At 68.1% G+C, this 25096-nt stretch carries 28 protein-coding genes; 13 read left to right on the top strand and 15 right to left on the bottom strand.

The features are described 5' to 3' along the window. Window positions 1-19: 19 nt before the first annotated feature. Window positions 20-832 carry an AraC family transcriptional regulator gene (locus L3i22_RS19935; protein WP_221328462.1) on the bottom strand — a complete coding sequence of 271 codons (813 nt, stop codon included), beginning with the start codon at window positions 830-832 and terminating at the stop codon, window positions 20-22. Window positions 833-904: 72 nt separating this feature from the next. On the opposite strand from L3i22_RS19935, the gene L3i22_RS19930 reads away from it, so the two are divergent. Together L3i22_RS19930 and L3i22_RS19925 are read left to right on the top strand one after the other, a co-directional pair. After that, window positions 905-1681, top strand: a complete 777-nt coding sequence (locus L3i22_RS19930) for an alpha/beta fold hydrolase (protein WP_221328461.1) — start codon at window positions 905-907, stop codon at window positions 1679-1681. 2 nt (window positions 1682-1683) lie between these two features. Continuing rightward, on the top strand, window positions 1684-2223 hold the full coding sequence (locus tag L3i22_RS19925; protein WP_221328460.1) for a carbonic anhydrase: 540 nt from the start codon (window positions 1684-1686) through the stop codon (window positions 2221-2223). A 136-nt stretch (window positions 2224-2359) separates the two neighbouring features. On the opposite strand, the gene L3i22_RS53580 is transcribed toward L3i22_RS19925, so the two are convergent. Together L3i22_RS53580 and L3i22_RS19915 are read right to left on the bottom strand one after the other, a co-directional pair. Further along, a complete protein-coding gene (locus tag L3i22_RS53580; protein WP_255658416.1) occupies window positions 2360-2764 on the bottom strand; it encodes an AlpA family transcriptional regulator in 405 nt (134 codons plus the stop codon). A gap of 32 nt (window positions 2765-2796) precedes the next feature. Then, window positions 2797-3117, bottom strand: coding sequence for a hypothetical protein (locus L3i22_RS19915; protein ID WP_221328459.1), 321 nt, complete (start codon window positions 3115-3117; stop codon window positions 2797-2799). A gap of 340 nt (window positions 3118-3457) precedes the next feature. Here L3i22_RS19915 and L3i22_RS19910 point away from each other — a divergent pair, with 340 nt between their 5' ends. The 3 genes from L3i22_RS19910 (at window position 3458) to L3i22_RS19900 (ending at window position 5460) form a co-directional block, all read left to right on the top strand. Beyond that, complete coding sequence (locus tag L3i22_RS19910; protein WP_255658415.1) at window positions 3458-4348, top strand: helix-turn-helix transcriptional regulator; 891 nt, start codon at window positions 3458-3460, stop codon at window positions 4346-4348. Beyond that, a complete protein-coding gene (locus tag L3i22_RS19905; RefSeq protein WP_221328458.1) occupies window positions 4338-4553 on the top strand; it encodes a DUF397 domain-containing protein in 216 nt (71 codons plus the stop codon). Before L3i22_RS19910 ends, L3i22_RS19905 begins: the two co-directional genes overlap by 11 nt. 124 nt (window positions 4554-4677) lie before the next feature. After that, entirely contained in the window at window positions 4678-5460 is a 783-nt protein-coding gene (locus L3i22_RS19900) for a hypothetical protein (protein WP_221328457.1), read from the top strand. A 255-nt stretch (window positions 5461-5715) separates the two neighbouring features. Here L3i22_RS19900 and L3i22_RS19895 read toward each other — a convergent pair whose 3' ends face one another. From L3i22_RS19895 to mraY, 5 genes are all read right to left on the bottom strand, one after another. After that, the gene (locus L3i22_RS19895; RefSeq protein WP_221328456.1) at window positions 5716-6510 is read right to left on the bottom strand and encodes a hypothetical protein; all 795 of its coding nucleotides are present in this window, start codon (window positions 6508-6510) and stop codon (window positions 5716-5718) included. 100 nt (window positions 6511-6610) lie between these two features. Beyond that, window positions 6611-7453 (bottom strand): hypothetical protein, encoded by an 843-nt coding sequence (locus L3i22_RS19890; protein WP_221328455.1) that lies wholly within the window; start codon window positions 7451-7453, stop codon window positions 6611-6613. Then, complete coding sequence (locus L3i22_RS19885) at window positions 7405-7962, bottom strand: hypothetical protein (protein WP_221328454.1); 558 nt, start codon at window positions 7960-7962, stop codon at window positions 7405-7407. Before L3i22_RS19885 ends, L3i22_RS19890 begins: the two co-directional genes overlap by 49 nt. A gap of 617 nt (window positions 7963-8579) precedes the next feature. Next, a complete protein-coding gene (locus tag L3i22_RS19880; RefSeq protein ID WP_370644483.1) occupies window positions 8580-9368 on the bottom strand; it encodes a class I SAM-dependent methyltransferase in 789 nt (262 codons plus the stop codon). Window positions 9369-9579: 211 nt separating this feature from the next. Then, window positions 9580-10683, bottom strand: a complete 1104-nt coding sequence (gene mraY / locus L3i22_RS19875) for a phospho-N-acetylmuramoyl-pentapeptide-transferase (RefSeq protein WP_221328452.1) — start codon at window positions 10681-10683, stop codon at window positions 9580-9582. Window positions 10684-10841: 158 nt separating this feature from the next. Between mraY and L3i22_RS19870 the strand changes: the two genes are divergently transcribed. Further along, window positions 10842-12239 carry a serine hydrolase gene (locus L3i22_RS19870; protein WP_255658413.1) on the top strand — a complete coding sequence of 466 codons (1398 nt, stop codon included), beginning with the start codon at window positions 10842-10844 and terminating at the stop codon, window positions 12237-12239. A 113-nt stretch (window positions 12240-12352) separates the two neighbouring features. On the opposite strand, the gene L3i22_RS19865 is transcribed toward L3i22_RS19870, so the two are convergent. After that, entirely contained in the window at window positions 12353-12862 is a 510-nt protein-coding gene (locus L3i22_RS19865; RefSeq protein WP_221328451.1) for a hypothetical protein, read from the bottom strand. A gap of 127 nt (window positions 12863-12989) precedes the next feature. On the opposite strand from L3i22_RS19865, the gene L3i22_RS19860 reads away from it, so the two are divergent. The 5 genes from L3i22_RS19860 to L3i22_RS19840 all read left to right on the top strand — a co-directional run bounded on the left by L3i22_RS19860 (window position 12990) and on the right by L3i22_RS19840 (window position 15896). Then, window positions 12990-13496 (top strand): hypothetical protein, encoded by a 507-nt coding sequence (locus tag L3i22_RS19860; RefSeq protein ID WP_221328450.1) that lies wholly within the window; start codon window positions 12990-12992, stop codon window positions 13494-13496. Next, window positions 13493-13831 (top strand): hypothetical protein, encoded by a 339-nt coding sequence (locus tag L3i22_RS19855; protein ID WP_221328449.1) that lies wholly within the window; start codon window positions 13493-13495, stop codon window positions 13829-13831. Before L3i22_RS19860 ends, L3i22_RS19855 begins: the two co-directional genes overlap by 4 nt. Window positions 13832-13836: 5 nt before the next feature. Beyond that, window positions 13837-14457 carry a hypothetical protein gene (locus L3i22_RS19850; RefSeq protein ID WP_255658412.1) on the top strand — a complete coding sequence of 207 codons (621 nt, stop codon included), beginning with the start codon at window positions 13837-13839 and terminating at the stop codon, window positions 14455-14457. A gap of 81 nt (window positions 14458-14538) precedes the next feature. Then, complete coding sequence (locus L3i22_RS19845) at window positions 14539-15051, top strand: DinB family protein (RefSeq protein ID WP_221330055.1); 513 nt, start codon at window positions 14539-14541, stop codon at window positions 15049-15051. A gap of 353 nt (window positions 15052-15404) precedes the next feature. Continuing rightward, window positions 15405-15896, top strand: coding sequence for an NUDIX hydrolase (locus L3i22_RS19840; RefSeq protein ID WP_221328448.1), 492 nt, complete (start codon window positions 15405-15407; stop codon window positions 15894-15896). 28 nt (window positions 15897-15924) lie between these two features. On the opposite strand, the gene L3i22_RS19835 is transcribed toward L3i22_RS19840, so the two are convergent. The 3 genes from L3i22_RS19835 to L3i22_RS19825 are packed head-to-tail and all read right to left on the bottom strand — an operon-like array spanning window position 15925 to window position 20595. Then, a complete protein-coding gene (locus tag L3i22_RS19835; RefSeq protein WP_221328447.1) occupies window positions 15925-16410 on the bottom strand; it encodes a hypothetical protein in 486 nt (161 codons plus the stop codon). A 3-nt stretch (window positions 16411-16413) separates the two neighbouring features. Continuing rightward, complete coding sequence (locus L3i22_RS19830) at window positions 16414-19431, bottom strand: CHAT domain-containing tetratricopeptide repeat protein (RefSeq protein ID WP_221328446.1); 3018 nt, start codon at window positions 19429-19431, stop codon at window positions 16414-16416. A 6-nt stretch (window positions 19432-19437) separates the two neighbouring features. Next, window positions 19438-20595, bottom strand: a complete 1158-nt coding sequence (locus L3i22_RS19825) for a lipopolysaccharide assembly protein LapB (RefSeq protein ID WP_221328445.1) — start codon at window positions 20593-20595, stop codon at window positions 19438-19440. 223 nt (window positions 20596-20818) lie between these two features. Here L3i22_RS19825 and L3i22_RS19820 point away from each other — a divergent pair, with 223 nt between their 5' ends. Both L3i22_RS19820 and L3i22_RS19815 read left to right on the top strand, forming a co-directional pair. Continuing rightward, window positions 20819-22231, top strand: a complete 1413-nt coding sequence (locus tag L3i22_RS19820) for a serine/threonine-protein kinase (protein ID WP_221328444.1) — start codon at window positions 20819-20821, stop codon at window positions 22229-22231. A 44-nt stretch (window positions 22232-22275) separates the two neighbouring features. Beyond that, window positions 22276-22983, top strand: coding sequence for a TraB/GumN family protein (locus tag L3i22_RS19815; protein ID WP_221328443.1), 708 nt, complete (start codon window positions 22276-22278; stop codon window positions 22981-22983). A gap of 26 nt (window positions 22984-23009) precedes the next feature. On the opposite strand, the gene L3i22_RS19810 is transcribed toward L3i22_RS19815, so the two are convergent. From L3i22_RS19810 to L3i22_RS19800, 3 genes are read right to left on the bottom strand one after another with little or no spacing between them, the layout of a single operon-like run. Beyond that, complete coding sequence (locus tag L3i22_RS19810) at window positions 23010-23621, bottom strand: YdeI family protein (RefSeq protein WP_221328442.1); 612 nt, start codon at window positions 23619-23621, stop codon at window positions 23010-23012. A gap of 31 nt (window positions 23622-23652) precedes the next feature. After that, on the bottom strand, window positions 23653-24207 hold the full coding sequence (locus tag L3i22_RS19805; RefSeq protein ID WP_221328441.1) for a zinc ribbon domain-containing protein: 555 nt from the start codon (window positions 24205-24207) through the stop codon (window positions 23653-23655). Continuing rightward, on the bottom strand, window positions 24204-25070 hold the full coding sequence (locus tag L3i22_RS19800) for a hypothetical protein (protein ID WP_221328440.1): 867 nt from the start codon (window positions 25068-25070) through the stop codon (window positions 24204-24206). Before L3i22_RS19800 ends, L3i22_RS19805 begins: the two co-directional genes overlap by 4 nt. Between the last annotated feature and the right edge of the window lie 26 nt (window positions 25071-25096).

Raw genomic sequence — 25096 nt, 5'->3', positions numbered from 1 at the left:
CCGCAGAGCGTTTGCCGAGTCAGCGGTTGGCGGTCTGCCAGGCGCCCGGGCGGTGGCCGGTGCCGTGCAGGAAGAACGCCGAGAAGTTGGAGGGGTCGGGGAATCCGAGCCGTTCGCCGCAGCGGGCCGGGCTGAGCCCATCGTGGACCAGAAGCCGCTTCGCCTCGAGCACGAGTCGTTCGGCGACGAACTCCTTGGCGGTGCGGCCGGTTGCCGCACGGCAACTGCGCGAGAGCGTACGGGCCGACCAGCCCAGCGTCCGGGCGTAGTGCCCGACGTCGTGACGGCTCCGGAAGTCCTGCTCGACAGCGGCGCGGAAGCGGCGAAACGTCTCGTCGACGGCCTGTGGCCCGGCCGCCGGCGGATCGAGACGCAGCACCAACGCCGACAGCAGCAGCGCCGGCAACTCGCGCACGGCCGCCTGCCCCGACTCGAGCCGCAGGTGCCCCAGCGCCGCCATCAGGTGCCGCCAGGCCGGCGCCTCGACCGGCCAGCACCCGGCGGCGCCCAGATCGGCGACCAGCGCCTGGCTGGTGGGGGTGACCGGCGCGGTGGGCACGAACAGCACCAGTTCACCGGCGAGACGCTCGATGTCGGTCCACCGGTGCACCACGCCGGGCCGGATCCACGCCACCGAGCGCGGGCCGAGGGCGTACGACGCGAAGTCCATCGACACCTCGCCCTGCCCGCGCCGGACGAAGGCCAGCACGTGAAAATCCGCCCGCTGGGGCCGCCCGTCGTAGCGGGCGCGCAGGGTGCTGAACGACAGCACTTCGACGGCCACGTCCGCAGCGCTCCGGGGCCGATAGGTCACTTGCCGGATGGTCGTCACGTGTCCATTTTTCACCATGACCTGTCGCGGCCGAGCAATGCCGTCGGGCCAGGTCGGTGGTGAAGTTGAGGCATGCCCGAAGACAACCGCACGCCTCATTATCACCACCGGCCCGGCGCCGGGCCGACGCTCGTGTTCCTGCACTACTGGGGCGGTTCGTCGGGTACCTGGACGCCGGTGATCGATCGCCTCGACGGCCGGGCCACCCTGACCATCGACGCGCGTGGCTGGGGCCGCTCGCGCGACCTGCCCGGCCCGTACTCGCTCGATCAGATGGCCCGCGACGTCGGCCGGGTCGTGGCCGAGGCCGGCCTGACCCGATTCGTGCTGGTCGGTCACTCGATGGGCGGCAAGGTGGCCCAGCTGGCCGCCGCCGCGCATCCGGACGGCCTGACCGGCCTGGTCCTGGTGGGATCCGGCCCCGCCAAGCCCGCGGCCGTCGTCACACCCGACTATCAACGGCAGCTGTCGCACGCGTACGACTCGGCGGAGTCCATCGCCGGCGTCCGTGACCACGTGCTGACCGCGACCGTCCTGACCGACGAAGTCAAGGCGCAGATCGTCGCCGACTCCCTGAGCGCCGGGGCCGAGGCGCGCGCCGAGTGGCCACGTCGCGGCATCGCCGAGGACATCACCGCCGCCGCCCGCGCCATCGACGTGCCCGTGCTGGTCATCGCCGGCGAGCACGACGCGGTCGAGCCGGCCGGGGTGCTCCGCACGAACCTGCTGCCCTACCTGGCTCGCGCCGAGTTCACCGTCATCGCGGACACCGGCCATCTGCTGCCGCTGGAAGCGCCCGACGAGCTCGCCCGGGCGATCACCGCATTCGCCGACACCCACAAGGAGTAGAGATGACCGAGTTCAGTCAGCTGCTGGAGCGCAACCGGGACTTCGCGGCAACCGTCGATCTGAGGTACCTGGCCATGCCGGAGCCCGCGACGATGCCCGAGCGGATGCCCCTGATCCTGACCTGTGTAGACCCTCGGGTGGAACCGGCGGGATTCCTCGGCCTGCGCACCGGGGACGCCGGGGTGCTGCGCAATGCGGGTGGCCGGGTCGACGAGCGGGTGATGGACGACATCGCGTTCCTCGGGATGAGGCTGGGCGTACGACTCGACGTCGTCGTCATTCACCACACACAGTGCGGAACCGGGCTGCTGGCCGACCCCGCGTTCCGCCGGTCCTTCGCCGATCGAGCCGGCCTCGACGACGCCGTCTTGGCGGCGAAGGCGGTGACCGACCCGGCGCAGACCGTGCGCGAGGACGTGGCCAAGCTGCTCGCCAACCCGGTGCTGTCCAGCGACCTCGTCGCGTCGGTGTCGGGCCACGTGCTCCGGCTGGAGACGGGCCTGGTCGACCCGGTCGCGGTGCTTTCCACGCCCACGGCCTAGCGAGCCCGGCCGGCTCGGCGACTTCCGCGCGCGTCGCCGGGCCGGCGCGGCGACCTCATGCGTCGCCGGCTGAGCTGTGCGTCAGCTCGTCCTGACGGGCCGGCGCGAGATAGCGCCGGCCCCACTCCCCAGTGGTTCAACGGTCCCAGGGCACGCCCGGAACCCACGTGACGCCGACCGCGTCGAGCACCAGCCGCAGACCCTTCGCCAGCGAATCGATCTGGTCGCTCTCGATGAAGGCACAACCACGATCGGCGAGATGGTCGGCCAGCCGCTCGGCCAGATCACGAACGGCGCCGTCATCACCGGGCACGCTCAGCACCACACCCGAGCGCCAGCCCCTGATCCACGTCTCGACCTCGCTCTGCCACCAGATCCGGCCCATCCGCAGCTCCTGATAGGGCGCCGGGAAGTCGGCCCGCTCGGCCAACTGTTGAACACGCTGACGGCACAGGCCGAGCCGCTCGGCGATCTCACGGCTACCCATCAGCCGCGGCTGCAGCGACGCGTTCCCCACCGGCCGAGCTTCGTCGCCGGCCATCCATGCGCCCCCTCGCGGGTGCCTGCGGGAGTTCAACGGCTTTCCGCCGCTTCGGTCAGGATCGCGTCCCGCAGTTCGGCCGGCGTGATCGCGCTGACCGGCACCTGGCCGCCGGTCTCGCGAACCGCAGCCCAACTGTCCGGCCAGGCCATCGAAGCCGGGCAATGCCAGACCAGCCAGCCGGGAAACTGCCGCTCAAGCGCGACACAGGTGCCGACCGCGCCGGCGGGCCAGCCCAACAGATCAGCGAACAGCGGCCGACAGGCCCGCAACCCTCCGGGACCGCCCCGATGAAGGGTGGCCAACGCGGCCAACAGTTCGTTGGCGGCGGCCGCCCCCAACCGCAGACTCAAGACCGGGGCCCAATGCTCAGGCTCTGGCAGGCGTAGCAGTCGAGCGAGCGGCCGCAATGCGTACACCAACGGCCCCGATTCCGTCCGACCAGGAGCCCACCGATCAATCCGATCACGGCTCCCGCAACGGCGGTGACGGCAAGCATCAGACCCTCCCGTAGTCGGCTGTCACTTGTGGCTACCGATGCTCACGCTGTCAGGTATCACTCAGCAATGCCTCGAACTGGGTTTTTGGAATTGATCTAGAGAAATCAGAGAAATCACCTCTTGACGTATCAGAACGCCGGGCGGAACCTACCAATCTGTGACCTCGCCAAATCCACATCGAAGGGGGAGGAAAGTGACAGCCACCGACGGCGCGGGTTCCACCATCCCTCGGCGGACGCTCGGACTGGCACTGCAAAAGGCCCGTGGTGACGCCGGAATCACGATGATCGAGGCGGCAGACGCGATCGGTCAGTCCGTCCAGAGTCTCCGACGCATCGAGCAAGGCACCGTCTCCACGCCCAAAGGCAAGGTGACCGTCCTCTGCTTGACCTATGGACTGCCGCCGGCAACCCGGGCCGTCCTGGAGCAATTAGCCACTGAGACCAGAGCCAAGGGCTGGTGGCACTCCTACGGCGATGCGGTTCCGGCCTGGTTCGAGCTGTATGTGGCACTGGAGCAGACCGCCGACCGCATCCGCTCGTTCGATCCGTTGCTCGTGTCCGGACTACTGCAGGAACCCGGATATATGGAGGCTGCGATCATGGCAGTGGAGCCTGATCTCACCAGTGAGGACGTGGCGGCCCGCGCGGAGGTGCGACGTTCGCGCCAAAGGCAGCTGACCCGTTCGTTTCCGCAACCTCCATGGTTGGAGGTGATCCTTGCCGAGCCTGTCTTGCTCGTTGAACTGCCCAACGGCGTCATGCGAGCCCAGCTCTGGCACCTTCTCAAGGCCACCGAACTCACGTATGTATCGGTGAGGATCCTGCCGCTCTCGGGCGGACTGCACCGAGCTTCAGTCGCAGGCCCTTTCACGCTGCTGACGTTTCCAACAGAGAACGGGAACACACCGCCGAGCCTGGTCTACAGCGAGAGTCACACCGGAGCGATCTACCTGGACAAGAAGCAGGAAATTGAGTCCTACGAGCAAGTGTGGGCAGCACTCGACGCCGCCGCGCTCGACCAACCCGCGTCAGTAGAGTTGATGTCCCAGAGATTGAAGGAGCTAAACAATCGTGAGTCCTGACCTTTCCGGCGCGATCTGGCGGAAGTCGTCCAAGTCCGGTGGCAGCGGGCAATGCGTCGAGGTTGCGCTGGAGCTGCCCAGTGCACCCGGCCACGTCGCGGTCCGCCACAGCCGGCGCCCGGGCGCCGAAGTGATCGTCTACACCGACGCCGAGTGGAGCGCATTCCTGGCCGGCGCCCGCAACGGCGAATTCGACAAGCCGTAGGCCACCAACCTGACCGGCCTCATCGACCGTTCTCTTATCAGCACCCTTCCGCGAACGCCAAGCCAGACGACCCTGCTGACCAACTCGCGAGCCGGACACCAGCCGGGAACACCGAGGAGCGCGTGTGACCGACCCCGAGCCGGAGCGGATGCAACCAGGGCACTGGTTGCTGATCGGCCTCATCACGCTGCTGGTCGTCGGCGTCGCCGCGGTCACGGTGTTGCGCCGCGACCAGGACCCCGATGTGCGGGCTGCCGGCGTCACCATCGCCCCCACGGCGAGCAGCCCCGCGAGTCCGGTCTGCGTACCTGAGGTGGCCGAGACCGGCCAGAGCCAACGGGAAGGTCTGGTCAGCTTCGGCATTGTGCTCACCAGCGACTGCCCGCAGGCCACGGTCGCCGGCCTCCTGAACGTGGTCGCGATCGGCGCCGACGGGACCGTACTCAAAGGTGACCAGGCGGAGGCCGGCATCCTGCTCCCGGCCGTGCTGCCCGGTCAGCGTGTCGGACTCGGCGGCATGCTGCTCGTCGGCTTCGACGCGTCGGTCAAGAGCATCCGGGCCAGCTTCTCGGACACCCAGAACATGCCGGTGTCCGCGTTCTCGTCGTGGCCGGCCGTGCACGTCACCGACATCAAGCACCGGGGCCCGGATTCATCCGGTCATACCCAGGTCACCGGCGTTCTGGTCACCGAGCCGAACACGGCAAAGCTGTGCAATCCGCGGTACTTTCTGTTGCTGCGCAACACCGCGGGCGCCTTGATCTACGGCGTGGAGACGTACAAGGAGAAGCCGTTCTTCGATGAACGGCTGCCGACCGGCATCGATTGGTCCAAGACGGAGATCTCGGTCGTGATGGGCGTGCCGGGACTCAGCCCGGTCAGCCCGGCCCGAGTGACCTGCCAGTGATTGGCCCCCACCCGCTGGCAACAGATCTCCGCAGGCGATTGGGCCAGCCACGCCGCCGATCTCTGCAACCGCTCAAAGTTGCCCTAACCTCGATCTTTCGTTGAAGCTGGGCCAATTGGAGCGCATGGCAGGGACCCGACCGGTCCAGCCAGAACCGTCAGTCAGAGAACGGGGTAACGGCCGGCGATGGTCGGACGAAATCCGCAACATGAAGCTCGCTGATGTCGGGTGTGGCTGTGCCGCTGTCGGCGAAGGTCAGCGGTCGTAGAACACCCGTCGCGTGGTGCCGATGTCGGCCTCGGCCAGTGCGGTGAACTCCGAGGGTGGTGGGACCAGCAACATCTGGCGATAGGTGTCGATCGCGTTGCGTAGGGCGCCGAGGGCCTGTGCCAGCAGCTGTTCCTGCTGATCGACGTATTCATACAGCTTGTGTAGGGTGTCGGTCATCGACTGGATCACCGCTTGAACGGTGGCGCCGCTGATCGACAGAGTTTCGTCTTTCTTATCCGGGGCCGTGCCGAGGATTGCCCCGAGTGACTGGATCGCTTCAGCGTCGACCGCGGAGCCGACGGGAAGGGTTTCCGGGGCGACGACCACGACCGCGGCGATCGCGCCGACGACCGTGAGAACGGTCTGAGTGCTCTTCTTGCGGTTCGTGCACCAGTGGTCGAGTGAGTCGAGGACCTTGATGGTGGTCTCGCCGATAATCCAGATGTCGGTGAGTTGCCGGCGCCGGATCTCCAGGTGGGCGTCCATCACCTCGGCGAGGTCGGTCGCCAACTGGTGCTGCATCCCGGCGGCGTCCGTCAGCGCGCCGCAGTAGCCGGAGAACGCGTTCGCCGCGTCGCCGGTCCAGTACTTCATGTGGATGTTCGTGATGTGTCCGACGAGCTGACCGATCGTCTCACCGGCTGAGTCGGCACCAGCCAGCGAGTCCGTCGACAGTTGCCCGCCCGCTTTGCGGGTGAGCATCAGACTCGGGATCAGGGTTCCAGCGGTGCGGTAGAGCGGGCCGGTGAGCGACGCGTTGACGCTGTCCGGGTCGGGCACGGAGAACGCGGTGAAGTAGCCGGGGACGTCGGCTAGGTGTGATATCCGCGGTGAGGTTGTCAGCCATGGTGGTTCTCCCCGTGTCGTCGGCGGTATCGAGTCAGGCGGTACAGGCTGCGGTGGGTACCGGGTCGAGGGTGAGCGCCGGCTGGCCCAGGGCGATCGCCACGGTGATCGCATTGCGATCGGTGGCCTTGGGCACGGCAAGTTCGAAGCTGACCTGGTCGTCACGGATCGGACCGGTCATCCCGTAGATGATCGTTCCGCTGTGGTCGCGCAGGATCAGGCTGGCCGAAGGGGAACACAGCGTCGTTCCGGCCGGATCGGTGGTGATCCGGCCGGTCACGGTCGACCGGCCGTGGCTGTCCGGTTTGCCGACCGTGACGTCGGTGACGCTGACCTGACGCGGCCACCCGTCGAACGCCTCGGTCGGGGCCGGTGTCGCGGCCACGAAGGCGGCCTCGACCTTGCCGACCTTGCCCGGCTTGTCCAGGTAGAAGCGGCCCGCGCCCGCGACTTGCTGCCCGGGCAGCAAGACCACCAACTTCGGCAGCTGTTCGTCGGTGCCGGCCACCGGATCTCCTGAGGGATCGACGACCCGAACCTTGACGACGGCGTTGAATACAGCTTCCGGGCAGTCGTTGCGGGCTTCGACGCCGTACCGCACGGCCTGCCCGACGACGGCGAAGCCGGTCTCGATGACCGTCGGCAGACACGCCGGCCCGCTGCGGGACGGACGCGGCCCGGGACTCGCGGTGGACAGCGGAGTCGTGTCGCCAGCGGATGGCTTCCCGTCACCGTTGTTCACGGCGAACAGCACACCGGCAACGGCCAGCACGAGGACGGCAACAGCGATCCACCACCAGCGGCGACCGGGCGTAGAGGAAGGGGAAGTCATCGGCGCTCCCAACGTCGATTGCCAGCGGTCACGCCACGCCGCCACGGGGGCAGGCTCGCCGACAGGTCGTAGTACCGGTCGAGGAGCTGGGCCCGCGACGACCGGTAGGCGCCGATCGTCGCGGTGGCCGCGGCCATCGCCTCACTGATGAACCGCTCCTGAGCCAACTGCCGCTGAGCGCCGCCCCTGATAGTGACCGTCCACGTCGCGAGGGCGCGGCTGGTGATACCTACCCAGCCGCCGGGCGAGACGCCGGTGACGGTCAACTCTCGCGCCTCCTGCTCGAAACCCTGGTCCGACGCATCACGGTCGGGCTCGTAGCCGTCCAGGTAGGCCGCTTCGATCTCCGTGTACTCCCGGTGATACCGCGCCCAGGCAAGCGTCGCGAGCCGGCCGAGTTGCTGGCCCAGCTCGGCGTCGTCGTAGGTGCCGTAGGAACGATCCCTGAACTCGAGCCTCAGCTGCAGGCGTCCGTGTACGCCGGCGCGTAGACGACCATCAGGCGAAGCGACGTCGACACTGATCCGCCCAAGCTGTGCAGCTAGTTGTCCCACACGGGACCCCCGTAGATCGATAACCGCCGGTCGGCAGGCTCGCCGGATAGTACACCGACGGTCACCATGTCGGTTCAATGCGTGATCAACTTCGAGGTCTGGACGCTGCGTCGACCGAGCGTCATTGCATCCTGAGTGGGGTCAGCCTCGGCAGGTCTCGATCACACCTCCTGGTCAAGCATCGTGAAGAACTCCGCGATGCGGCCCTGCGGGCGTATGGGCTGGTCCTGGAAAGGCAGGAGAGGGGCGCGGGTCGGCAACGAGCAACGTCACCTTCTGCAACCCTACGAGGAACGTCGAGGTCGACTCGATCGAGTCTCGGGCGCGTGCCCGCCACTGCTGGTGGTCGAGGCCGAGGAAGAACACGGTGTGGCACTCGAGCCCGTTCGGGACCGATTTGAAGGGTGACCTGGCGGAGGCCGGCATCCTGCTCCCGGCGCCTTGATTACGGCGTGGAGACGTTCAAGGAGAAGCTGGCGTTCGACGAACGGCTGCCGACCGGCATCGATTGGTCCAAGACGTAGATCTCGGTCGTGATGGGCGTGCCGGGACTCAGCCCGGTCAGCCCGGCCCGAGTGACCTGCCATTGATCGGTCAAATGGCTGTGTACAGGTGCGTCACATCGCTGTCGCGGTGGTCAGCGTGACGACAAGCGGCCTGGTGACCTGATCATCGAACTGTTTGCGGACGAAGTCCTCCATGTCGTCGAGCAGCCCCTGCCTGGCCACCGGGGACATCATCTGCGTGCCGGAGTTGGAGAGCATCAGCCTGCGGTAGCCGGCCGCGGTGTAGGTCTGGTTCCAGTCATAGGCGCCGACCTCGACGTTCACGAACCGCGGGTCGTCGCTCAGCGCGCCGCGGATCGGCGGGTCCACCGCGTTTCGCTCGGGAGCCTGCGGCCCGACATGCCCCACGCCGTGTCGCTCGAAGATGGGCTGTGCCGCAGCGAAGAACCCGTTGTCGTCGGACGAGCTGACCTGGTTGAGGTCGACGATCGCGATCACGCCGCCGGGCTTCAAGATCCTGGCCGGCCTGTCAAGCTGGGCTTTCTCGGAGATCCAGTGGTAAGCGGTGGCCGCGAACACCGCATCGAAGCGGTCCTCCCCCACGTCAACCTCCTCGAAGTCACCAACAGTGACGGTCAGGGCGGGTGACGGGAGTGCCTCGCGAAGCTTGGCGGCCATCGCGGGGCCGAGCTCGACGGCGTGCACGGTTGCCCCGCGGCCGAGAAGGTCACGGGTCGCCTGGCCGGTACCCGGCCCGACCTCCAGGATTGCCGGCTGGTCAGGCAGGAGTCGAAACAGGTCCGCGAACATGGGCGCTGGGTAATTGGGCCGTATTTCGTGGTAGATCTCCGCGGCATTGTCAAATGATCTACGCGGCTCCGCAGCAGACGCTTTCGTCATGCCGCGATTATTCCAAGCCCCAGCGCTTGGCGTCGGCCGTGGGAGCTATTGACGGTCCCACCGCCCAGGGTGCAGGCGATGCGCACAGCCCGCGTTTGAACATCAGCGCGCCGTCAGCGGCGGATCTATGGTCGGGGCGGGCCGATCCCCCGACCGGCACTGACGGCGAGGCCGGTGTCCCGCTGGGCAATCGGCCCAGCGGGACACCGGGCTATCCGACGGCCGCCAGGAAATCCGAGTAGAACACGCCCAGCCCGGCCGCCACGCAGACGCCGGCAATGGTCCAGAACCGGACCACGATGTTGACCTCGCTCCACCCGGCCAGCTCGAAGTGGTGGTGCAGCGGCACCATCCGGAAGACCCGCTTACCGGTGGTCCGGTACGAGACGATCTGGATCACCCAGGTGACCGTGATGATGACGAAGAGCCCGCCGATCAGGATCGACAGCAGCGTGGTGTGGGTGGCCACCGCGAGCCCGCCGATCAGGGCGCCGAGTCCGAGCGCGCCCACGTCACCCATGAAGATCCGCGCCGGGGACGTGTTCCACCACAGGAAGCCCAGGCAGGCGCAGGCCGCCGCGGCCGCGATCATGGCGATCTCCAGGGGATCGCGGACCTGGTAGCAGTACTGGCTCCCGCTGGCGTACGTCGCGTCGGCGCACCAGTGCCGGTACTGCCAGTACCCGATCAGCGCGTACGCGCCGAGCACCAGCATCGACGCCCCGGTGGCCAGGCCGTCGAGGCCGTCGGTGAGGTTCACGCCGTTGGACATCGCCGTGATCACGAAGACGAACACCATCACCGCGCCGACCTTGCCGACATCCAGCCAGCTGACGTCCCGGATGAACGAGATGTGCTCGCTGATCACGGTCTGGCCGTTGGTGCTCGTCGCGTAGAGGGCGGCGATGCCGAACCCGATGCTGACGATCGCCTGGCCGATCAGTTTGCCCTTGGCGGACAGGCCGTCGGAGTTGCGCTTGCGGACCTTGAGCAGGTCGTCGACGAAGCCGATCGCGCCGCAGAAGACGAACAGGCCGAGCAGGACGAGAGCCGTCATGGTCGGCTTCTCCTGCGCGATCTGCCGCTCGGGCAGTGTGGTCAGCGCCAGGTGCCCGGCGACGTAGGCGACCAGGGTGGCCAGGATGAACACCACGCCACCCATCGGCGGGGTGCCCTTCTTGCCCTCGTTCGAGGCGAGCCCGAGGGAACGGATCGGCTGCCCGGCCTTGAGCGCGCCGAAGACCCGGATCGCCACCGGCGTGACGAACAGCGAGACGATGAACGCGACTGCCGCCGCGACGATGACCGCCCTCACCGGCCGGCCTCCACGAGATCCGGATTGCGCACGGCGCCCCCACCACGCACATGCGTGCCGGATAGGTCAGCATCAACGATCATGGGGCAGGATCTTGCCATCCGGCAGCGGCCGGAGCAGCCCGACCCCCACATCTGGGTGGTTCGCGGCTCGCCGACATGAAACCGACTCTGGTCTGCGCGGGGCACAACCTCCAGGTGGGCAACTACGATGCTGAGTTCGAAAGGTGTATCGCGGGCGTAAAGAAGACGCATACGTCGCCGCAACGGTCATTCATCTTTTGTGGACACACAGGCGGTGTCGACGGAAGAGAGATCATGATCATGGTGGATGCGGCACGGGGTATCGGCCGGCGGCGACTGTTCAGATGGGGCGGGCTGGCCACCGCCGGTGCGGTGGCGGCCGGGGTGCCGCTGGTGGGCGCCGGGATCGGCAATGCCGACTCGGTCGCACCCGACCTGATCCCGCCGGAGGCCCGGCCCGGCGGAGCCTACGACCGATACGTGGCCCAACTGGCCGCCGCGGGCAAGTTCTCCGGCGTGGTGCTGCTGTCACACCGAGGCAACAAGGTGCTCTCGCGCAGCTACGGCATGGCCGACCGGGACCGCGGGATCCGCAACCACGAGGGCATCGCCTTCACGCTCAGCTCGGCGGGCAAGCCGTTCAACGCGATCGCCATCCTGCAACTGGCCCAGCAGGGCCGGCTGAAGCTGACCGACACGGTAGGCCAGCACCTGACGGGATTCGCCGACGACATCGCCAAGCGGGTGACCCTCAATCACATGCTCTCCGGCACCTCCGGGATGAACACGCCGGAGGAGGACATCCGCCGGGTTTTTCAGACCAGGCAGGAGGTCCACGAATACCAGCAGCGGTGGGCGCGGCGATCAAAACTGGTGGGTACTCCCGGGCTTCCCAACGCATTCCACGCCGGCGCCGAAACCGCCATTCCCGCCCTGATCGTGGAGGCCGTGAGCGGCAAGACCTACTGGGAGTACGTCGAGGAGAACATCTTCCGGCGCTGCGGCATGACCGGCTCGGCGTTCTACACCAGGCCTCAGTGGCTCACCGACCCGCGCCTCGCCCACCCGTACATGACACTGGCCGACGCAAGCCAGGTCGACGCCGTGCGCAACCTCGACAAGGGCAGCCCGTACGACTACATCCTGGGCCGGAACCCGGGACGCGCCTTCATCGACGCCATCGGCGACGGCGGCTTCGCCACCGCACCGGACCTGGTCCGCTTCGTTCGTGCACTGGGCGACGGCACCCTGCTGGACCGGCCCTGGGCCGAGGTACTCACCGCCGCCAAGGTTCCGTTGGGCCCGGCGTCGTTCGGCACCTACGGACCTTCGGCCGAAATCATCGGCGGCCAGTGGGCGATCCAGCGCGCCGGCGGCAACCCCGGGGTCTGCGCCAACTGGAGCAGTTATCCGGACACCGGTTGGATCGGCGTGATCCTCGCCAACGGCGACAATGTGCCGCTGGTCGAGATGATCGGGCAGGAAATGCAGGCCATCACCGGCTCCTCCCCCGGCGACGGCGCCGGCGGCTGAGCCTGGCCGGCCGACGCGATGAGAAGAATCCTCTCGGCACGAGCATGCTGAGCTGCCACTTCTACCTGGCCTGCCGCATCGACACCATCGAGTTCAATTCGTCAGCAGGCGACTCACCGCGAAGGTTCGTCATCGTCGAAGGGACCCCAGCAGACCTCGTCGACAAACTTCTCCAGGTCGGGCCGAAGCATTTCGGCGTCGGCGACGACGGCCTCAACGGAACGCGGCTTGCCGGGAAGGAGAGCAGTGATCTCAGGGATCGGCGCGCCCATCGGCTCCGCATGGCCCAGCGGTCCAAGCCCGGTGACCAGCAAACAAAGATAATCGCCAAGGTTCCGGGCGATCACCGCCTGCTGGCCCTCGGAGCCAAGCAGCACTACCGGCTGAGCTTCAATCGCCGCATCCGGGTCCTGCAACCAGATCGCGGCGTGATCACCGCAGCCGTTCTTGCCGAAGAACCGAAGCGGTGGCACATCGGCGTCCTCGTTGTCGGTCCATCGACGCCACCATTCGGTGGTCTCATCCGCCGAGTCGAACTCGCCGAACGGCTCGAAGTCATGCCATTGACAGTCAACGGCAGCGAGCGCCGAGGCCAGCGAAGCAGGCAGTTTTTGATCAAACACGAAGAGCAGCTTAGGGCTCGACGACCCGGCCAAGCACCGCCTAAGCGCCATTCCACGGCTTTGACCAGACGCACTGTTCTCGGCTACTCGTCTACTGGTGGCACGAGAAGGCGGTCGCTGCGGCGCCGTGACCGTGGGTCTCGCCACGGCGGCCTGTACCGACGACGATCCGGGCGCAGGAGGGGCTTCGCCGACGACGCCGAGCAGCGCTGCCGCACCCTCTATGACGTTCGAGGAGGCGTACCGGAAGATCCCGATGGACGGGATCAAGGATGTGCCGATCACCTGGGATCTGGTTGGAGCCCCGGACACCGACGAGATCATCGCAGCCCGGCGCAGTATCGCGTTCACGTACTGGGAGCTGCAGTCGACCGACCGGACTCCGGTCATCCCGATCGGGCGGTTCGTCTTCACCGAGGCGTACTACGACAAATTCCTGGCCCCGTTCGCGATGTCGTCGGCGGTCGAAGACCCGCTGATCGGCCCGATCTGGGTCAAGGTCATGGGAGTCGAGCAAACCGGCTACAGCCAGACGACGGTCACATTCTGCACCGATCTGAGCTACTGGCACCACACCGAGGAAAGAACTTCACGATACGCAAAGACCGATCGAATCTTGAATCGTACGAGATGAAGAACGTCGAGTCCGGAGACGGCGAGCACCACTGGCTCGCCGACCAACTGATCGACAACGACGCAGACCGCGAACCGAAGTACGGCGCCGAATGCACAAAGTGGCTCAACACAAGCTCTGACGAACCGCCGAATCCGAGCACGCTTCTCGCTGAAGGGCATCACCGCTGCTGCCCACAGGAACATGCTCGGGAGCGCGATGAACCCCCCGGACAAATGCCACCAATCAAGCAACCGGGACGACAAGGCGTTCAAGACAACTGCGCCGGCCGAATGTCCGCGGGCGGCTTTCCCTCTCTGGAGGGAGGTGGCCCGGCGCGTTCGTTCGTACCGTGAGCCACATGAGATCCATCGATGCGATCCAGGACGCCACCCCATCGGTTCCACCTGGCAAATCGCGGTTTCGTGTCGCGTGGAGGGCCGCCCATACCCCGGTGGCCGGAGTCCCCCGCTGGGCACGGATCGCCGCCTACGCCGTCCCTTTCACCGTGTTGCCGTCGGGCCTCTGGCGACTGCCGGCAGCCTTCCGCGATGAAGCCGGGACCGGCGAGCGGATCTACATAGTCTGCCTGTCGATCGTGGCGGAGTTGTTGGCCTTCACCGCTGTCGGGCTGGTCGCCACGTGGGGAGAACGGTTCCCGAGATGGATACCGCGGCTGCGCGGCCGCCGGGTGCCGACCTCGGCCGCCGTCCTACCCGCGGCGCTCGGCGCGGTGGTCCTGACGGTCATGTGGATCATCGCGTTCGTCGCCGTATTTGCGGGAGTCACCTTGCAGGGCAGGCCGGTTGCTCCGGACTTCCCCACGCAGGGCAGCGCCTGGGAAGCCGGAGTCTTCTACGCCTGCTATCTCCCGCTGCTGCTGTGGGGACCCCTGCTCGCCGCGGTCACCTATGCCTACTATCGACGACGCCGGGGCCAGGCCCAACAACGCGACAAACGCCAGCCGTCAGGACATCCGTGATCCGACCAGCGATGCCGACGCTGTTCGCGTCGGTGTCCGGCTGGCGTGTCGGCGGGCCCTGCTACGGTCCGCTTCGTGTCGATGTCTCCAGACCCGAAGCGCACCCGAGACGAGCTGGTCAGCGCGGGCAACGAACGCCAGGTGCTGGAGGCATTTCTCGATCTGTACCGCGACATCATCGTCGGCAAGGTCAACGGCATATCGGACGCTGACGCCCGCCGCCGGCGGGTCAGCTCGTCGACGACGCTCGCCGGAATCGTCAAACACCTGACCTCTGTCGAAAGGGAGTGGTTCGGCAGTGTTCTGACCGGGCGGCCGGCTTCCGAGGCAGGCGTAGACGTCACAACCGACGGCTGGCACGTCGCCCCGTCGGACACCATCGACAACCTCGTTGCCGAATATCAACATGCCTGCGCCGATTCCCGCCAGGTGGCCAGTCGGTTCACGCTCGACGACACCGTCGCGATGCCCCGGCTCGGACAGGTTTCCCTGCGATGGATCTACGTGCACATGATCGAGGAGACCGCCCGGCACGCCGGCCACGCGGACATCCTGCGCGAACAAACCGACGGGACTACCGGATTCGATGCCTGACTGCCGTTCTCACAGCCTCGCGACAGCGGTCCAGACTCGCCATCGAGGTCCCCTATTCCGGCCCGGCTACAGTCAACGCCTTATCGGCGGCCAGACGGCTCAGGTCAAGCCCACACACCTTGTCGTTGCTGACGCGTTGTCCCGGATATGCGACCCTCTGGTCGAGCGATCGCAGCGAGGTAAGGCGTCTGATTCAGTACGACACAGGCAAGTTTCCCGTGTACCGGACGGCGCTGGGCCCCGCGTCGAGCACCGCAAGCTCATGGCAATCCGGCCACCGTTCGGGGCGTTGACGACCGTCCGCTGGGCCGAGTAGATCCCGATTCCCAGGCCCTCTCACAGAGGAGTTCGCCTTGCCGGAACCCGAGTCCGTCGCGCCCGACGAACGCGGCCAGTACCTCGCTGGAGCCTTCGCGTTCCTGTTCGACGGCTCCGACCGCTTCCTACTGCTGCAGGAGCAGACGGACCGGCGCAAGTACATGTTCGACCTGCCGGGCGGAACGCTTCAGCCGTTCGAGGACCCGATCGCGGGACTGCGGCGCGAGGTGCGAGAGGAGACCGGCATCGAGATCAGCAACGTCTCCCCGCTGTGCCATCTGAAATACGATGTGCACGACAGCGGCCAGCCCATCCTGGTGGCGTTCTACGTGGCTTCGGCGGCGTCGAGCTCCGTGCAGCTCTCGGCCGAGCACGCCGGGCACCGCTGGGTCACCCGCGAGGAGTACGACGCCAACCAGTACACCGTCTCGCTCGCCAACGAGCAGACCCGGCGACTACTGGACACCTACTCGCACAGCGACACGTCATCCTCCGGTGAAGGCGGTCGTCGCGGGAGACGTCCCTGATGACGAAACTGCTCAACGAGTTTCGCGCTCAGGGCAGAAGCTTCGCCACCTGCTGCGCCACGGCCTTGACGGTCTCGGCGTCGGCGGCGTCCTTGTCAAGCGAGAACTCGAACGAGGTCTTCCCGCCCGCCCGCTTGACCTTGATGTGCACCTTGGTCTGCAGCCAGGTGACCAGGCTCCCCAGCACCACGGCCGCAAGAATCGCCGTCTCGACGACCAGCTGCTCGTCCTGCGGCGGGTCCTGGACCAAAGCCTGAGCCAGCGGCGCGGTGGCGGGGTCAGCGGCAAAAAGGCCGAGCGACCGCTGGGCCAGGACCTCGGCATCCGGCTCATTGCCCGCGATCGCCGCGGGATCGATGTCGCGGCCGCCATGCTCCCGGACCAGTTGCGCCAGCAGCAGCCGCGCCTCGTCCTCGGTCCGGACCGTCTCCTCCCCCACCGGCAGATCCTCGCGCATCTGGGCGCCCATCTCCTGCAGCACCAGCAGGATGGACCGCTCATCAAGCTCTCCCACGTGCTATCTCCAATCTCCATGCAGAACAAAAGGCGCCCAATGGTACGGATGACGCAGGTACTGTTCCTCGGCCGAGCGCAAAAACTCCAGCTGGGCCCGCTGCAGCGCCTGCCACTTCTGCGGCCGCTCGACCGGATCGGACCAGTGCCGGTAGAAGGCGCGCAGCAGCTCCTGGGAGGACTGCTGATCGACGTTCCACAGACTGGCCATCACCGCCGAGTTACCGGCGTACAGAAAGGCCCGGCTCAGCCCGTCGAGCTCGTCCCCGGCGTTGCGCTCGGCATGTACGGAGCCCGAGCAGGCCCGCAGGACCACGACCTCGGCGTCCATCGGCGTGGCCATCACCTCGCGCGCCGTCAGCACGGTTCGGGCCTGCTGGAGCGCCGAGACCCGATCCATCATCCGGGAGGGCCGCTCCCAGCCGTCGGCCAGCAGCAGCCCGGAGTCCAGCGGCGAGCGTTCGTTGAAGTAGCCGTGGCAGGTCAGATGCAGGATGCGACGCCCGCGACTCGAGCTCAGCACCCGCTGTTTGGTGACCGCCGGCCCGCGCTCGGCCAGCACCTCCCATCGGCCGTCGGCGAACAGTTCGTCGTCGTGCTCCAGGAAGTCGCGGTGGGCATCCTCGCGGGCCGCCACGCCCGCCGCGTACACGGTCGGTGCCCGCTGGTTCGACGGCGACGTCGTGCCCAGCACGTAGGAGAGTGAACTGATGCTCGGGGCGTACACCGTGCCGGCCCGCTCGATCAGGTAGCGGCCGTCGCCGTCGGGCAGGGCATGCACGGGCAGTCCGTGCAGTGGGCCGTGCGGGACGATGCAGATCAGCTCGGCGCCGGACACCAGGGGCAGGAATTTGAGCAGCTCCGGCGCGAGGTCCTCGAAGAAGCGCAGGCTGCGCCGCCACGGGTGCGTGCGGCGGATCGGGCCGAGGTCGGGGAACTCCCCGGTGTTGAACGTGCGCCGCAGCCGCCGCACCGCCGGCTCGAGCACGGCCCGGCCCACCTCGGCGCGGACCACCTCGATCGCCGCGTCGTCCGAGCGGAGCACGAAGATCCACGTGTGCTGCGCGGCGCAGAAGAACGACACGATGGCCGTCGGCCGGGTGGCCTGCTGCGCCAGCGCCCGTCGCGCCTCATCGAGGCCGGCCGGAATGCCGCGCCGCAGCCGTACGAAAGCCGGCGCGGTTTTCTGCATCTCCTGCCAGCAGTCCTCGAGGCGGCGCCGCACGTCCTGCAGCCTTGCGAGCGGCTCGCCCGATCCATCCAGGGCCACCGTGGTCCGCAACTCCCGTCGGCGACCGATGAGCTCGGCCTCACGACGGCCCAGGTCCGGGTCGACCTCGGACGGTGTCGCAACTGCCACGTCGGCCAAGGCGGCAAGGAATCCCCTGGCCTTGGCCGCCTCATGAAGGTCGAACGCAAGCAATCGCGGGTCGACCGCGCGAGCAGTCGTGAGCGTGTCACCGTGCTCGAGAAGCAGGGACAGCTGCATCTCGACGATCTGGATCCACTTGGCTACGAACTCGCCCCGCCGCTCGCCGAGCAGCGCCTGCTCCATCTGAGCGTCGATGCTCGTATAGCTGTGCCACAGCAGGTCGAAAGCCTCCTGCCGGTCGCCGGGGGCGTCCTGGCGCAGCAGCAGGGTGGCGTAGTTCAGCCGAAGCGACTTCAACATCGTCGAACGCGCATCGACGTCCTGGTACCGGGTGAGGATGTCGCGGCACAGTGCGAGAGCCTTCTGCAGGTCGCCGGCCGCCGCGAGCTCCTGGGACAACCACGAGGCGAACAGCAAGGCATTGGCCGAATCGTCGTCGGTGACCGCCCGGTAGACACCGATCCCGAGAATTCCGATGGTGGTGTCCGGGATCTCGCCCATCACGGCGAAGCCCCGGCCCGACGGGTCGACGCGGTGCGCGACGATGCGGCCGGCGATTGCGGTGAGCAGGCGCCCGAGCTCACCCGAGAAGAACCCCCGCTGATAGGCCTGGCGCCAATATTCGTACGCGGCGTCCTGGTCCCCGAGCAGCATCTGCACGTCACCGAGTCCGAACAGGCTGTGCACCGGGCCGTAGTCGCGCAGATCCGCGTTCGACCGCAGGGCAAGGGCGGCCTGGAACTGTTCGGCGGCCTGCTCGGCACGGCCCAGAGCCAGCAGTTCCTGGCCCAGGTTGTTGCGAATCGCGGCAAGCTGGTCCGGCACCGCCCACGAGCCGGCCGATTCCAGGGCCTTTCGCAGCACCGACGCCGCCTGCAGGTGCAGACCACGATTGTGGAACGACTTGGCCGAGCCGAACCGCGCCCGCAGCTCGATGGCTCGCGACAACCTCGCCGACGCCGTGGCCGCGACCTCGTCGTACTCGGCCACGGCCGCGTCCCCTTGGTCGAGCGCCTCCAGCATGTCCGCGGCGAACAGCCGCGCCCGCAACGCCAGCTCATCGAGCCCGGCGTCCTGCGCGATCGCGGCACACGTGCGGGCGTCGGCCAGGGCGGAGCGGAGCAACCCCAAGCGACTACGGATCTGCGCCACGGTCAGCCCGAAGGCGGCAGCCGGGAGCCCCAACCCCAGTTCCAGACACAACACCGCGGCCCGGCGCAAGGCCACGGCGGCCGCGGCCCGGCTTCCCGAATCCTGGTGTCGTTGCGCCTCGGCCCGGGACTCGGCGATCTCGTCCAGCTTCGCCCGCTCGTCCTGTGTGAGCAGGCCGTCGTTCTGCCGGAAGAGCTCGATCGCCGCGTCAGGGGTCGGGCACCTCGCCCCGGCGGACTCGAGCTCGTCGCGGGTGGCAATCGGCGCCGGCGCGGGCGTGATCGCGCCGTCCGCGCCCTGCGCGACTTCGAGCACGAACCGGGCCAGGTCGCGTTCCTCAGCCGCATCGTCGCGCTCGTAGGCGGCGACGCGGTCACGTATTGCGGCCAGCAGCTTCGCACGAGCATCCGGGTCCAGTTGCCCGACGATGGCCTGCAGGTCGGCCGCCGAGACGGCGAAGATCAGCCGATCGAGGAGCTTCTCATCCGGAAACGACATCGCCGTTCACTCCGGGAACAGTTTCTGGGACGTGGCGAGCATCTCGCTGGCGTCAGCACGGTCCCCGTCCGTCTGCGCCACGGCCAACGCGATCTCCAGGTGGCGCCGACCCTTCACCGGCTGACCGCAGAAGGTGTAGATCTGCCCCACGTTGTAGTTGCCGATGTAGTCCCTGCCCACCAGCGGCGCCAGCGCATCCGCCTGGCGCACGGCCTCGTCACCGTGCCCCCTGACGAACAGGGCCAGGGCGTAGAACACCCGATACTGCAGATTGCCGGGAAAGCGGTTCGCGAGCCGGCCCAGTTCCTGCACGGCCGACTCCGCCGACGGCCGGCCCTCGACAGCCTGCTGCAGCCACGCCTCGGCCTCCGGCTCGCTGGGTCCCAGAATCGGCCCGTCCTCCATCTTGCGCCCTTGGAAAAGGGCTTTCAGCCGGGGCAGCATGGGCGACTCCGGCGAGAGTCTCTCGATCTGCGAGATGAGCGGATCCAGCCGCTCGTCATCCGACTGGGACAAATAGCACGTCGCCAGCAGTTCGAGGAACCGCACGTCGTCCGGGAAGCGCTCGGCCGCACTCGTCAGCAAGCCAGTGGCCTCGTCCCAGCCGCTCTCCCCGCTGCCGCCCGCCGCGACGGCGACCAGGTGGCGGGCCAGCAGCAGGAACTGCTCCTGGCTCGCGGTGCCCTCGCGCACCCGCTTTCGCAGTACGGCCACCTGCAGGTAGGCCTGCTTCGCCTCGACCTGCATGCGGCGGCGGTCCGCCGACAGGTCGGCCAACCTGGCCCGGACGTCGGCCAGCACGCCGGGGTCCGCGCTGGTGCGGGCGACCTCGTTCAGTTGCGACTCACCCAGATCCAGCTCGCCGAGCAGCACGTACGCGACCGACAGGCTCACCCGGTACCCGTCGACGTCCGGAAATGCCGCGATCAGCTGTTGAAGAATCGACACCGCCTGCGGCGTACGCCCGGAACGCAGCAGGGCCAAAGCCGCGTAGTGCGCGGCCGCCGCCGAGTCCCCCGCAGCCTCGGCCCGGCGCTGCAGCTCCGTCAGGATCTCGTCGTCGCCTGCCGGCGACCCGGCGCGGGCGCCGCTGAAGAAGGCCTCGCCGCTGCTCGCATACGGCGCCAGCGGAATGGTGAGTCGAAGGTGAGCTTGTCCTTCCATGGCGAACCGCCTCCCGGGAAGCACACCGAGAACGAGATCAGTTCCTCCAATGTGCGCCAGCGACCGGCCCCGGGAGGCAGCAGGTCAGCCATATGACACTGTGCTCACCGTTCGGGGCGGGACTCAGCTTGCGTGCTGGCGGACGATCGCTGTCCTGACCAATACTCGTGTCGATAGCTTCCTGCCACGCTGCAACCGCGTTCGTCAGAACCGGAGGGGCGACATGGTGTCGGATCGACGCGCCGGCGGATTCAACCGAGACGACCTTCGCCTCGGTCCCCCGCTCGGCGGCGGCGGGATGGGCGAAGTATTCCTGGCCCAGACGCCGGACGGGCAAGTCGTGGCCGTGAAGGTCATCAGCCCGGGCTTGCTGGACCAGCCAGACGCCCGCCAGCGGTTCGCTGCTGAGATCGCGGCAGCTGAGCGCGTCACGAGTCACTTCACGGCCAGGATCATCAAGTCGGACCCGACCGGCGAGCCGCCCTACTTCGTCATGCAGTACGTCGCGGGACCGTCGCTGGCGGAGGTAGTCCACAGGAGGGTCCGCTTCGACGACAAGGGCCTTCGAGCTCTGGCGGCCGGTCTCGCCGAGGCCTTCATCGACATCCACGCCCAAGGCCTGGTGCACCGCGACCTGAAACCCGGCAACGTTCTGCTCGATCTGACCGGCCCGCGCGTCATCGACTTCGGCATCTCACGACCGCTCAAGGCCAAGCCCGTCACCGCGGAGGGCGACGGATGGGGCACGCCCGGCTTCATCCCGCCGGAAAGATATCGCCGCAATAGCAGTGAAACTGACAAGAGCGACATCTGGGGTATCGCCGCGGTCGTCTGGTATGCGATGACCGGCCAGACCGTCGACCCACGTCACCCGCCCGCCAAAGCCCGCTTTCCTGCGCAGTTGCGCGTGCTCGCCGACTGCCTCGCCCGCCGGCCCGGTCGCCGGCCCACCGCACTGCAGTTACGCCAGCAGCTGTTCCCGGGCGACCGCAAAGTCGAAGAGCTCTTCTACGCCGGCTGGCTCCCACCGCAGGTTATCGAGCGGATCCAGCAGGAGCGCCGGAGGTGCGACCAGATCTTCCGCGCACACCAGAACCGGGCACGGCCGGTACCGCCCACGCGCTACCACCAGCCCGCCCGTGCGGCCGCCGGACCGCGACGACGTCGCCGGTTCCTGCTCGCAGCCGTGCTGTGCCTGGTGACCGCAGTCGCACTGGGCTGGGTCTGGTCGACCACCCGCGACCATGCGGATCCCGAGTCGGCCCCGCCTCAAGCAGCGCCAAGCCGATCGCTGACTGTGCCGGCCACGCCTGCACCCACCTCGACCTGTGCTCACCCGGGCGGCAAGCAGCACCAGTCGTTGCCGTTCCAGTGCGAGGTCACCTGGGTGAACGACACGGTTCCCGTTTTTCGCTCCCCCGACTCCTCGCCGGCGCCGTTCGCATCGCTCCAGATATCCACCGGTGACCAGTGGTTCCGATGCCACCGACAAGGCCCGCCGTATCAACGCGACGGCACGACCAGCACCTGGTGGGCCTACACCAGAAGTGACACCAAACCTCGCACCTGGGGCTGGGTGCCGGAGGTCTACCTGCCGCAGGTGCGCGACAACCCTGCGGCGATGAAGACCTGCTGATCTCGGTTGTCGATGGTTGTCACCCTGAGCGCGGGGAGGCAGGCATGCAGATCATCGAGTTCACTGACCTTGGCGTACGTTCGGCGGTCATCCGGCTGCGCCGCCGCGACTCGCCGATGCAGTTCGTGCTCTATCCGATGATCCACATGGCGCAGCCGGCGTTCTACACCGCGGTCGCCCGGCGGCTCAAGCGGGCTGACGTGATCGTGGTCGAAGGCGTCGGGGCCGGCAGCCGTCCCTCGGTGCTGTCCGGCGCGCTCACCATGAGCTACTCGATCCTGCGGTTCAACCGGCGAGCCGGACTGGTCGAGCAGAACATCGACTACGGCGCGCTGGGCGTGCCGGTGATCGAGCCGGACGTCACCGAGGACGAGTTCACCCATGGATGGCGGCGGATGCCGGTCGTGCACCGGATGCTGTTCTGGCTGGTGCTGCCGGGCGTGCTGGTGGTCCGGCTGTTCGGCGGCACCCGGGTGATCTGGACCCGGGCCGTCGAGGTCAGCGACCTGCCCAGCGCGCAGGACGAGGCGCTGGCCGACCGCTATCCGGGCTTCGGCGACGCGATGCTCGGTGACCGCGACCAGCGCCTGCTCGACGCGCTGACCCGGCTGCACGACGAGCGACAGAACGACAAGATCGAGATCGCGATTGTGTACGGCGCGGGGCACGTGCCGGCCGTGGTGCACGGCCTGGCCGCGCGCCACGGCTACCGCCCGGCGTCGGCCGACTGGCTGACCGTCGCCGACCTTTGACGTGGCATCGCCAACCGGCAGAATCGTCAGCTTGGCTGAGGCGGGCCGGCCGGCCTGGCCTTCTGCGGGTGGAACGTCTCGTGCCGGGCCAGCATCGCGACGAACTCGCCGATCTTGCGCTCGCGGGTCTCGGCCCGTTTGACCGCGTTGATCCGGTAGATGAACGCGAAGCGGTTGGTCTTGGTGAGCACGTCGAACATGGCCTGGGCGGCCGGTTCGGCGGCGATCGCGCCGGCCAGGTCGTCCGGTACTTCGGCTTCCGACGGCGGCGCATAGGCGGCCGCCCACCGCCCGTCGGCTTTCGCGGCCTCCACCGCGGCGTGGCCGGCCGGCAGCATCCGGCCCTGCTCCTGCAGCCGGGCGACGTGCCCGACGTTGCGCTGCGACCAGGAGCTGCGGGCCGTACGCGGGGTGAACCGGATCCACGAGATGTCCTGGTCGCCCTTGCGGGCCTGCCCGTCGATCCAGCCGACGCACAACGCCTCGTCGACCGCCTGCTGCCAGGTCAGCGTCGTGACCGTGCCGCCCTTGCGGCCCAGCGCCAGCCACACTCCGGTCGAGGCGCCGTGGTTGCCCAGCAGCCACGCCCGCAGTTCCGCGGCGTCCGCGACGATCAACTCTTGAAGTTCGGCTGCCACTCCAGCAGGTTAGTGCTGTGTCCACCGACGTTCACCGGTTGTCCCGGGTCGCGTTGTGGATCCTCGCCCACATCCGGTGGATGTGGGCGAGCGACTCCCCACCAAATGGTGGGGCGGGCCTCAGCCGGCCAACTGATCCTGGTGCCGTCCGGGGGCGGCGTGGATCACGCCGGGACTGGCCGGCACCGGGTAGGTGCCGTCCGGCTCGACGGTGCGTGACCACCCCGGCCACCATTGTTGGCGGGGTGGTGGAGGCGCCGCCCGGGGTGCGGGTGGCGATGGTGAACGCCGCGGCAAGATCACGATGCCCGGCGAACCGGCAATGCTTACAGACCAGCTTGCGGCCTGACGGCTTCGCAATACGCTGCCGGCAGGCCGGGCAGGTCGACGACGAACCCCGCTCGTCGACCAGATGCACCCGGATCCCCGCCAACGCGGCCTTGTCCTGCAAGATCTGCAGGGACCGGCCGATCTGCCACTGCCGCAACCGCAGGTTGTGCCGCCGCCCCGCCTGCAGATCGAGGACCCCGCGCGGATCACCGACGGTCAACGTCCCGACCCGCTGGTCGACAGCCCAGTCGATCACCGTCTTGGCGGCTTCGTGCTGGGCCTGCCGGATCCGGCGCTGGTGCCGGCCTCGACCTGCCGGGCCCGGCGCCGGGTCTTGCGCCAGCGCCGGGACCCACGCTGGCCGGGTTTCGGGGCACGGCCGGCGGTGGCCTTGCGACGGGCTTTCGTGTCGGCCAGGTGCATGCGATGCTCGGCCCGGATCGCCCGCCCCGACACCAGCAGCGCCGGACCGTCCAGCGTGGCGACGGCATACGGGTGGATGATGCCGGGATCGACACCGGCGACCCGGGCCGGATCCGGTTCCTGCCCGACCGGATAGGCGGCGACGGGCAGTTCGGCGCTGACGTCGATCCACAACCGGCCCGCATCCCACAACAGCGTCACCGACCGGATCGTCTCGCCCGGATACGGGACGATCCCGTCCAGGCGCAGCAGCAACGGCGGACTCCCGGCAGCGGTCGGCAGCCGCAACCGGCGCCCATCGAGACCGAACGTGCCGTGATACCAGCGGACCGGCATCAGCCCGCGCCGCCGCCGCGGAAACCGCACCTCCGACTGCCCGGCCTTACGCCGGGCCGCCGCCGAGAACCACGCATCGGAATACCGGCGTAACACCGACCGGGCACCGGCGGAGTCGAGTTCACCGAAGGTGCCCGGCCCGGACGCGGCCAACAGCCGGCACAACTGCTGATAGCCCACGACCGGGGCGTCCTGCCGACGGCGCCGCCATCCGTTGAGTTCCAGGACGCAGGCCCACACGTCACCGGCCGAGCGCAGCAACCCGAAACAGCGTTCCCGCCGGCCACGCGTCAGGCGCAACCCGACCCGGGCGGTGCGCACCACCACGGGTGGGCTCGCGGGATCCCGGCGTCGGGGCATACCCGGTATTCCAGCACGCGGGTATG

This window comes from Actinoplanes sp. L3-i22, from assembly GCF_019704555.1.
Classification (GTDB): Bacteria; Actinomycetota; Actinomycetes; order Mycobacteriales; family Micromonosporaceae; genus Actinoplanes.
Note: the sequence above shows the minus strand (reverse complement) of the source record. Positions and strands in the feature narration are given on the sequence as shown.

Coding starts and splice junctions, on each gene's coding strand:
- L3i22_RS19925 (WP_221328460.1), top strand. CDS start 1,684: ATGACCGAGTTCAGTCAGCTGCTGGAGCGCAACCGGGACTTCGCGGCA.
- L3i22_RS19930 (WP_221328461.1), top strand. CDS start 905: ATGCCCGAAGACAACCGCACGCCTCATTATCACCACCGGCCCGGCGCC.
- L3i22_RS19830 (WP_221328446.1), bottom strand. CDS start 19,431: ATGTCGTTTCCGGATGAGAAGCTCCTCGATCGGCTGATCTTCGCCGTC.
- L3i22_RS19855 (WP_221328449.1), top strand. CDS start 13,493: ATGAAGAACGTCGAGTCCGGAGACGGCGAGCACCACTGGCTCGCCGAC.
- L3i22_RS19870 (WP_255658413.1), top strand. CDS start 10,842: ATGAAACCGACTCTGGTCTGCGCGGGGCACAACCTCCAGGTGGGCAAC.
- L3i22_RS19820 (WP_221328444.1), top strand. CDS start 20,819: ATGGTGTCGGATCGACGCGCCGGCGGATTCAACCGAGACGACCTTCGC.
- L3i22_RS19845 (WP_221330055.1), top strand. CDS start 14,539: ATGTCTCCAGACCCGAAGCGCACCCGAGACGAGCTGGTCAGCGCGGGC.
- L3i22_RS19880 (WP_370644483.1), bottom strand. CDS start 9,368: ATGACGAAAGCGTCTGCTGCGGAGCCGCGTAGATCATTTGACAATGCC.
- L3i22_RS53580 (WP_255658416.1), bottom strand. CDS start 2,764: ATGGCCGGCGACGAAGCTCGGCCGGTGGGGAACGCGTCGCTGCAGCCG.
- L3i22_RS19825 (WP_221328445.1), bottom strand. CDS start 20,595: ATGGAAGGACAAGCTCACCTTCGACTCACCATTCCGCTGGCGCCGTAT.
- L3i22_RS19815 (WP_221328443.1), top strand. CDS start 22,276: ATGCAGATCATCGAGTTCACTGACCTTGGCGTACGTTCGGCGGTCATC.
- L3i22_RS19850 (WP_255658412.1), top strand. CDS start 13,837: ATGAGATCCATCGATGCGATCCAGGACGCCACCCCATCGGTTCCACCT.
- L3i22_RS19800 (WP_221328440.1), bottom strand. CDS start 25,070: ATGCCCCGACGCCGGGATCCCGCGAGCCCACCCGTGGTGGTGCGCACC.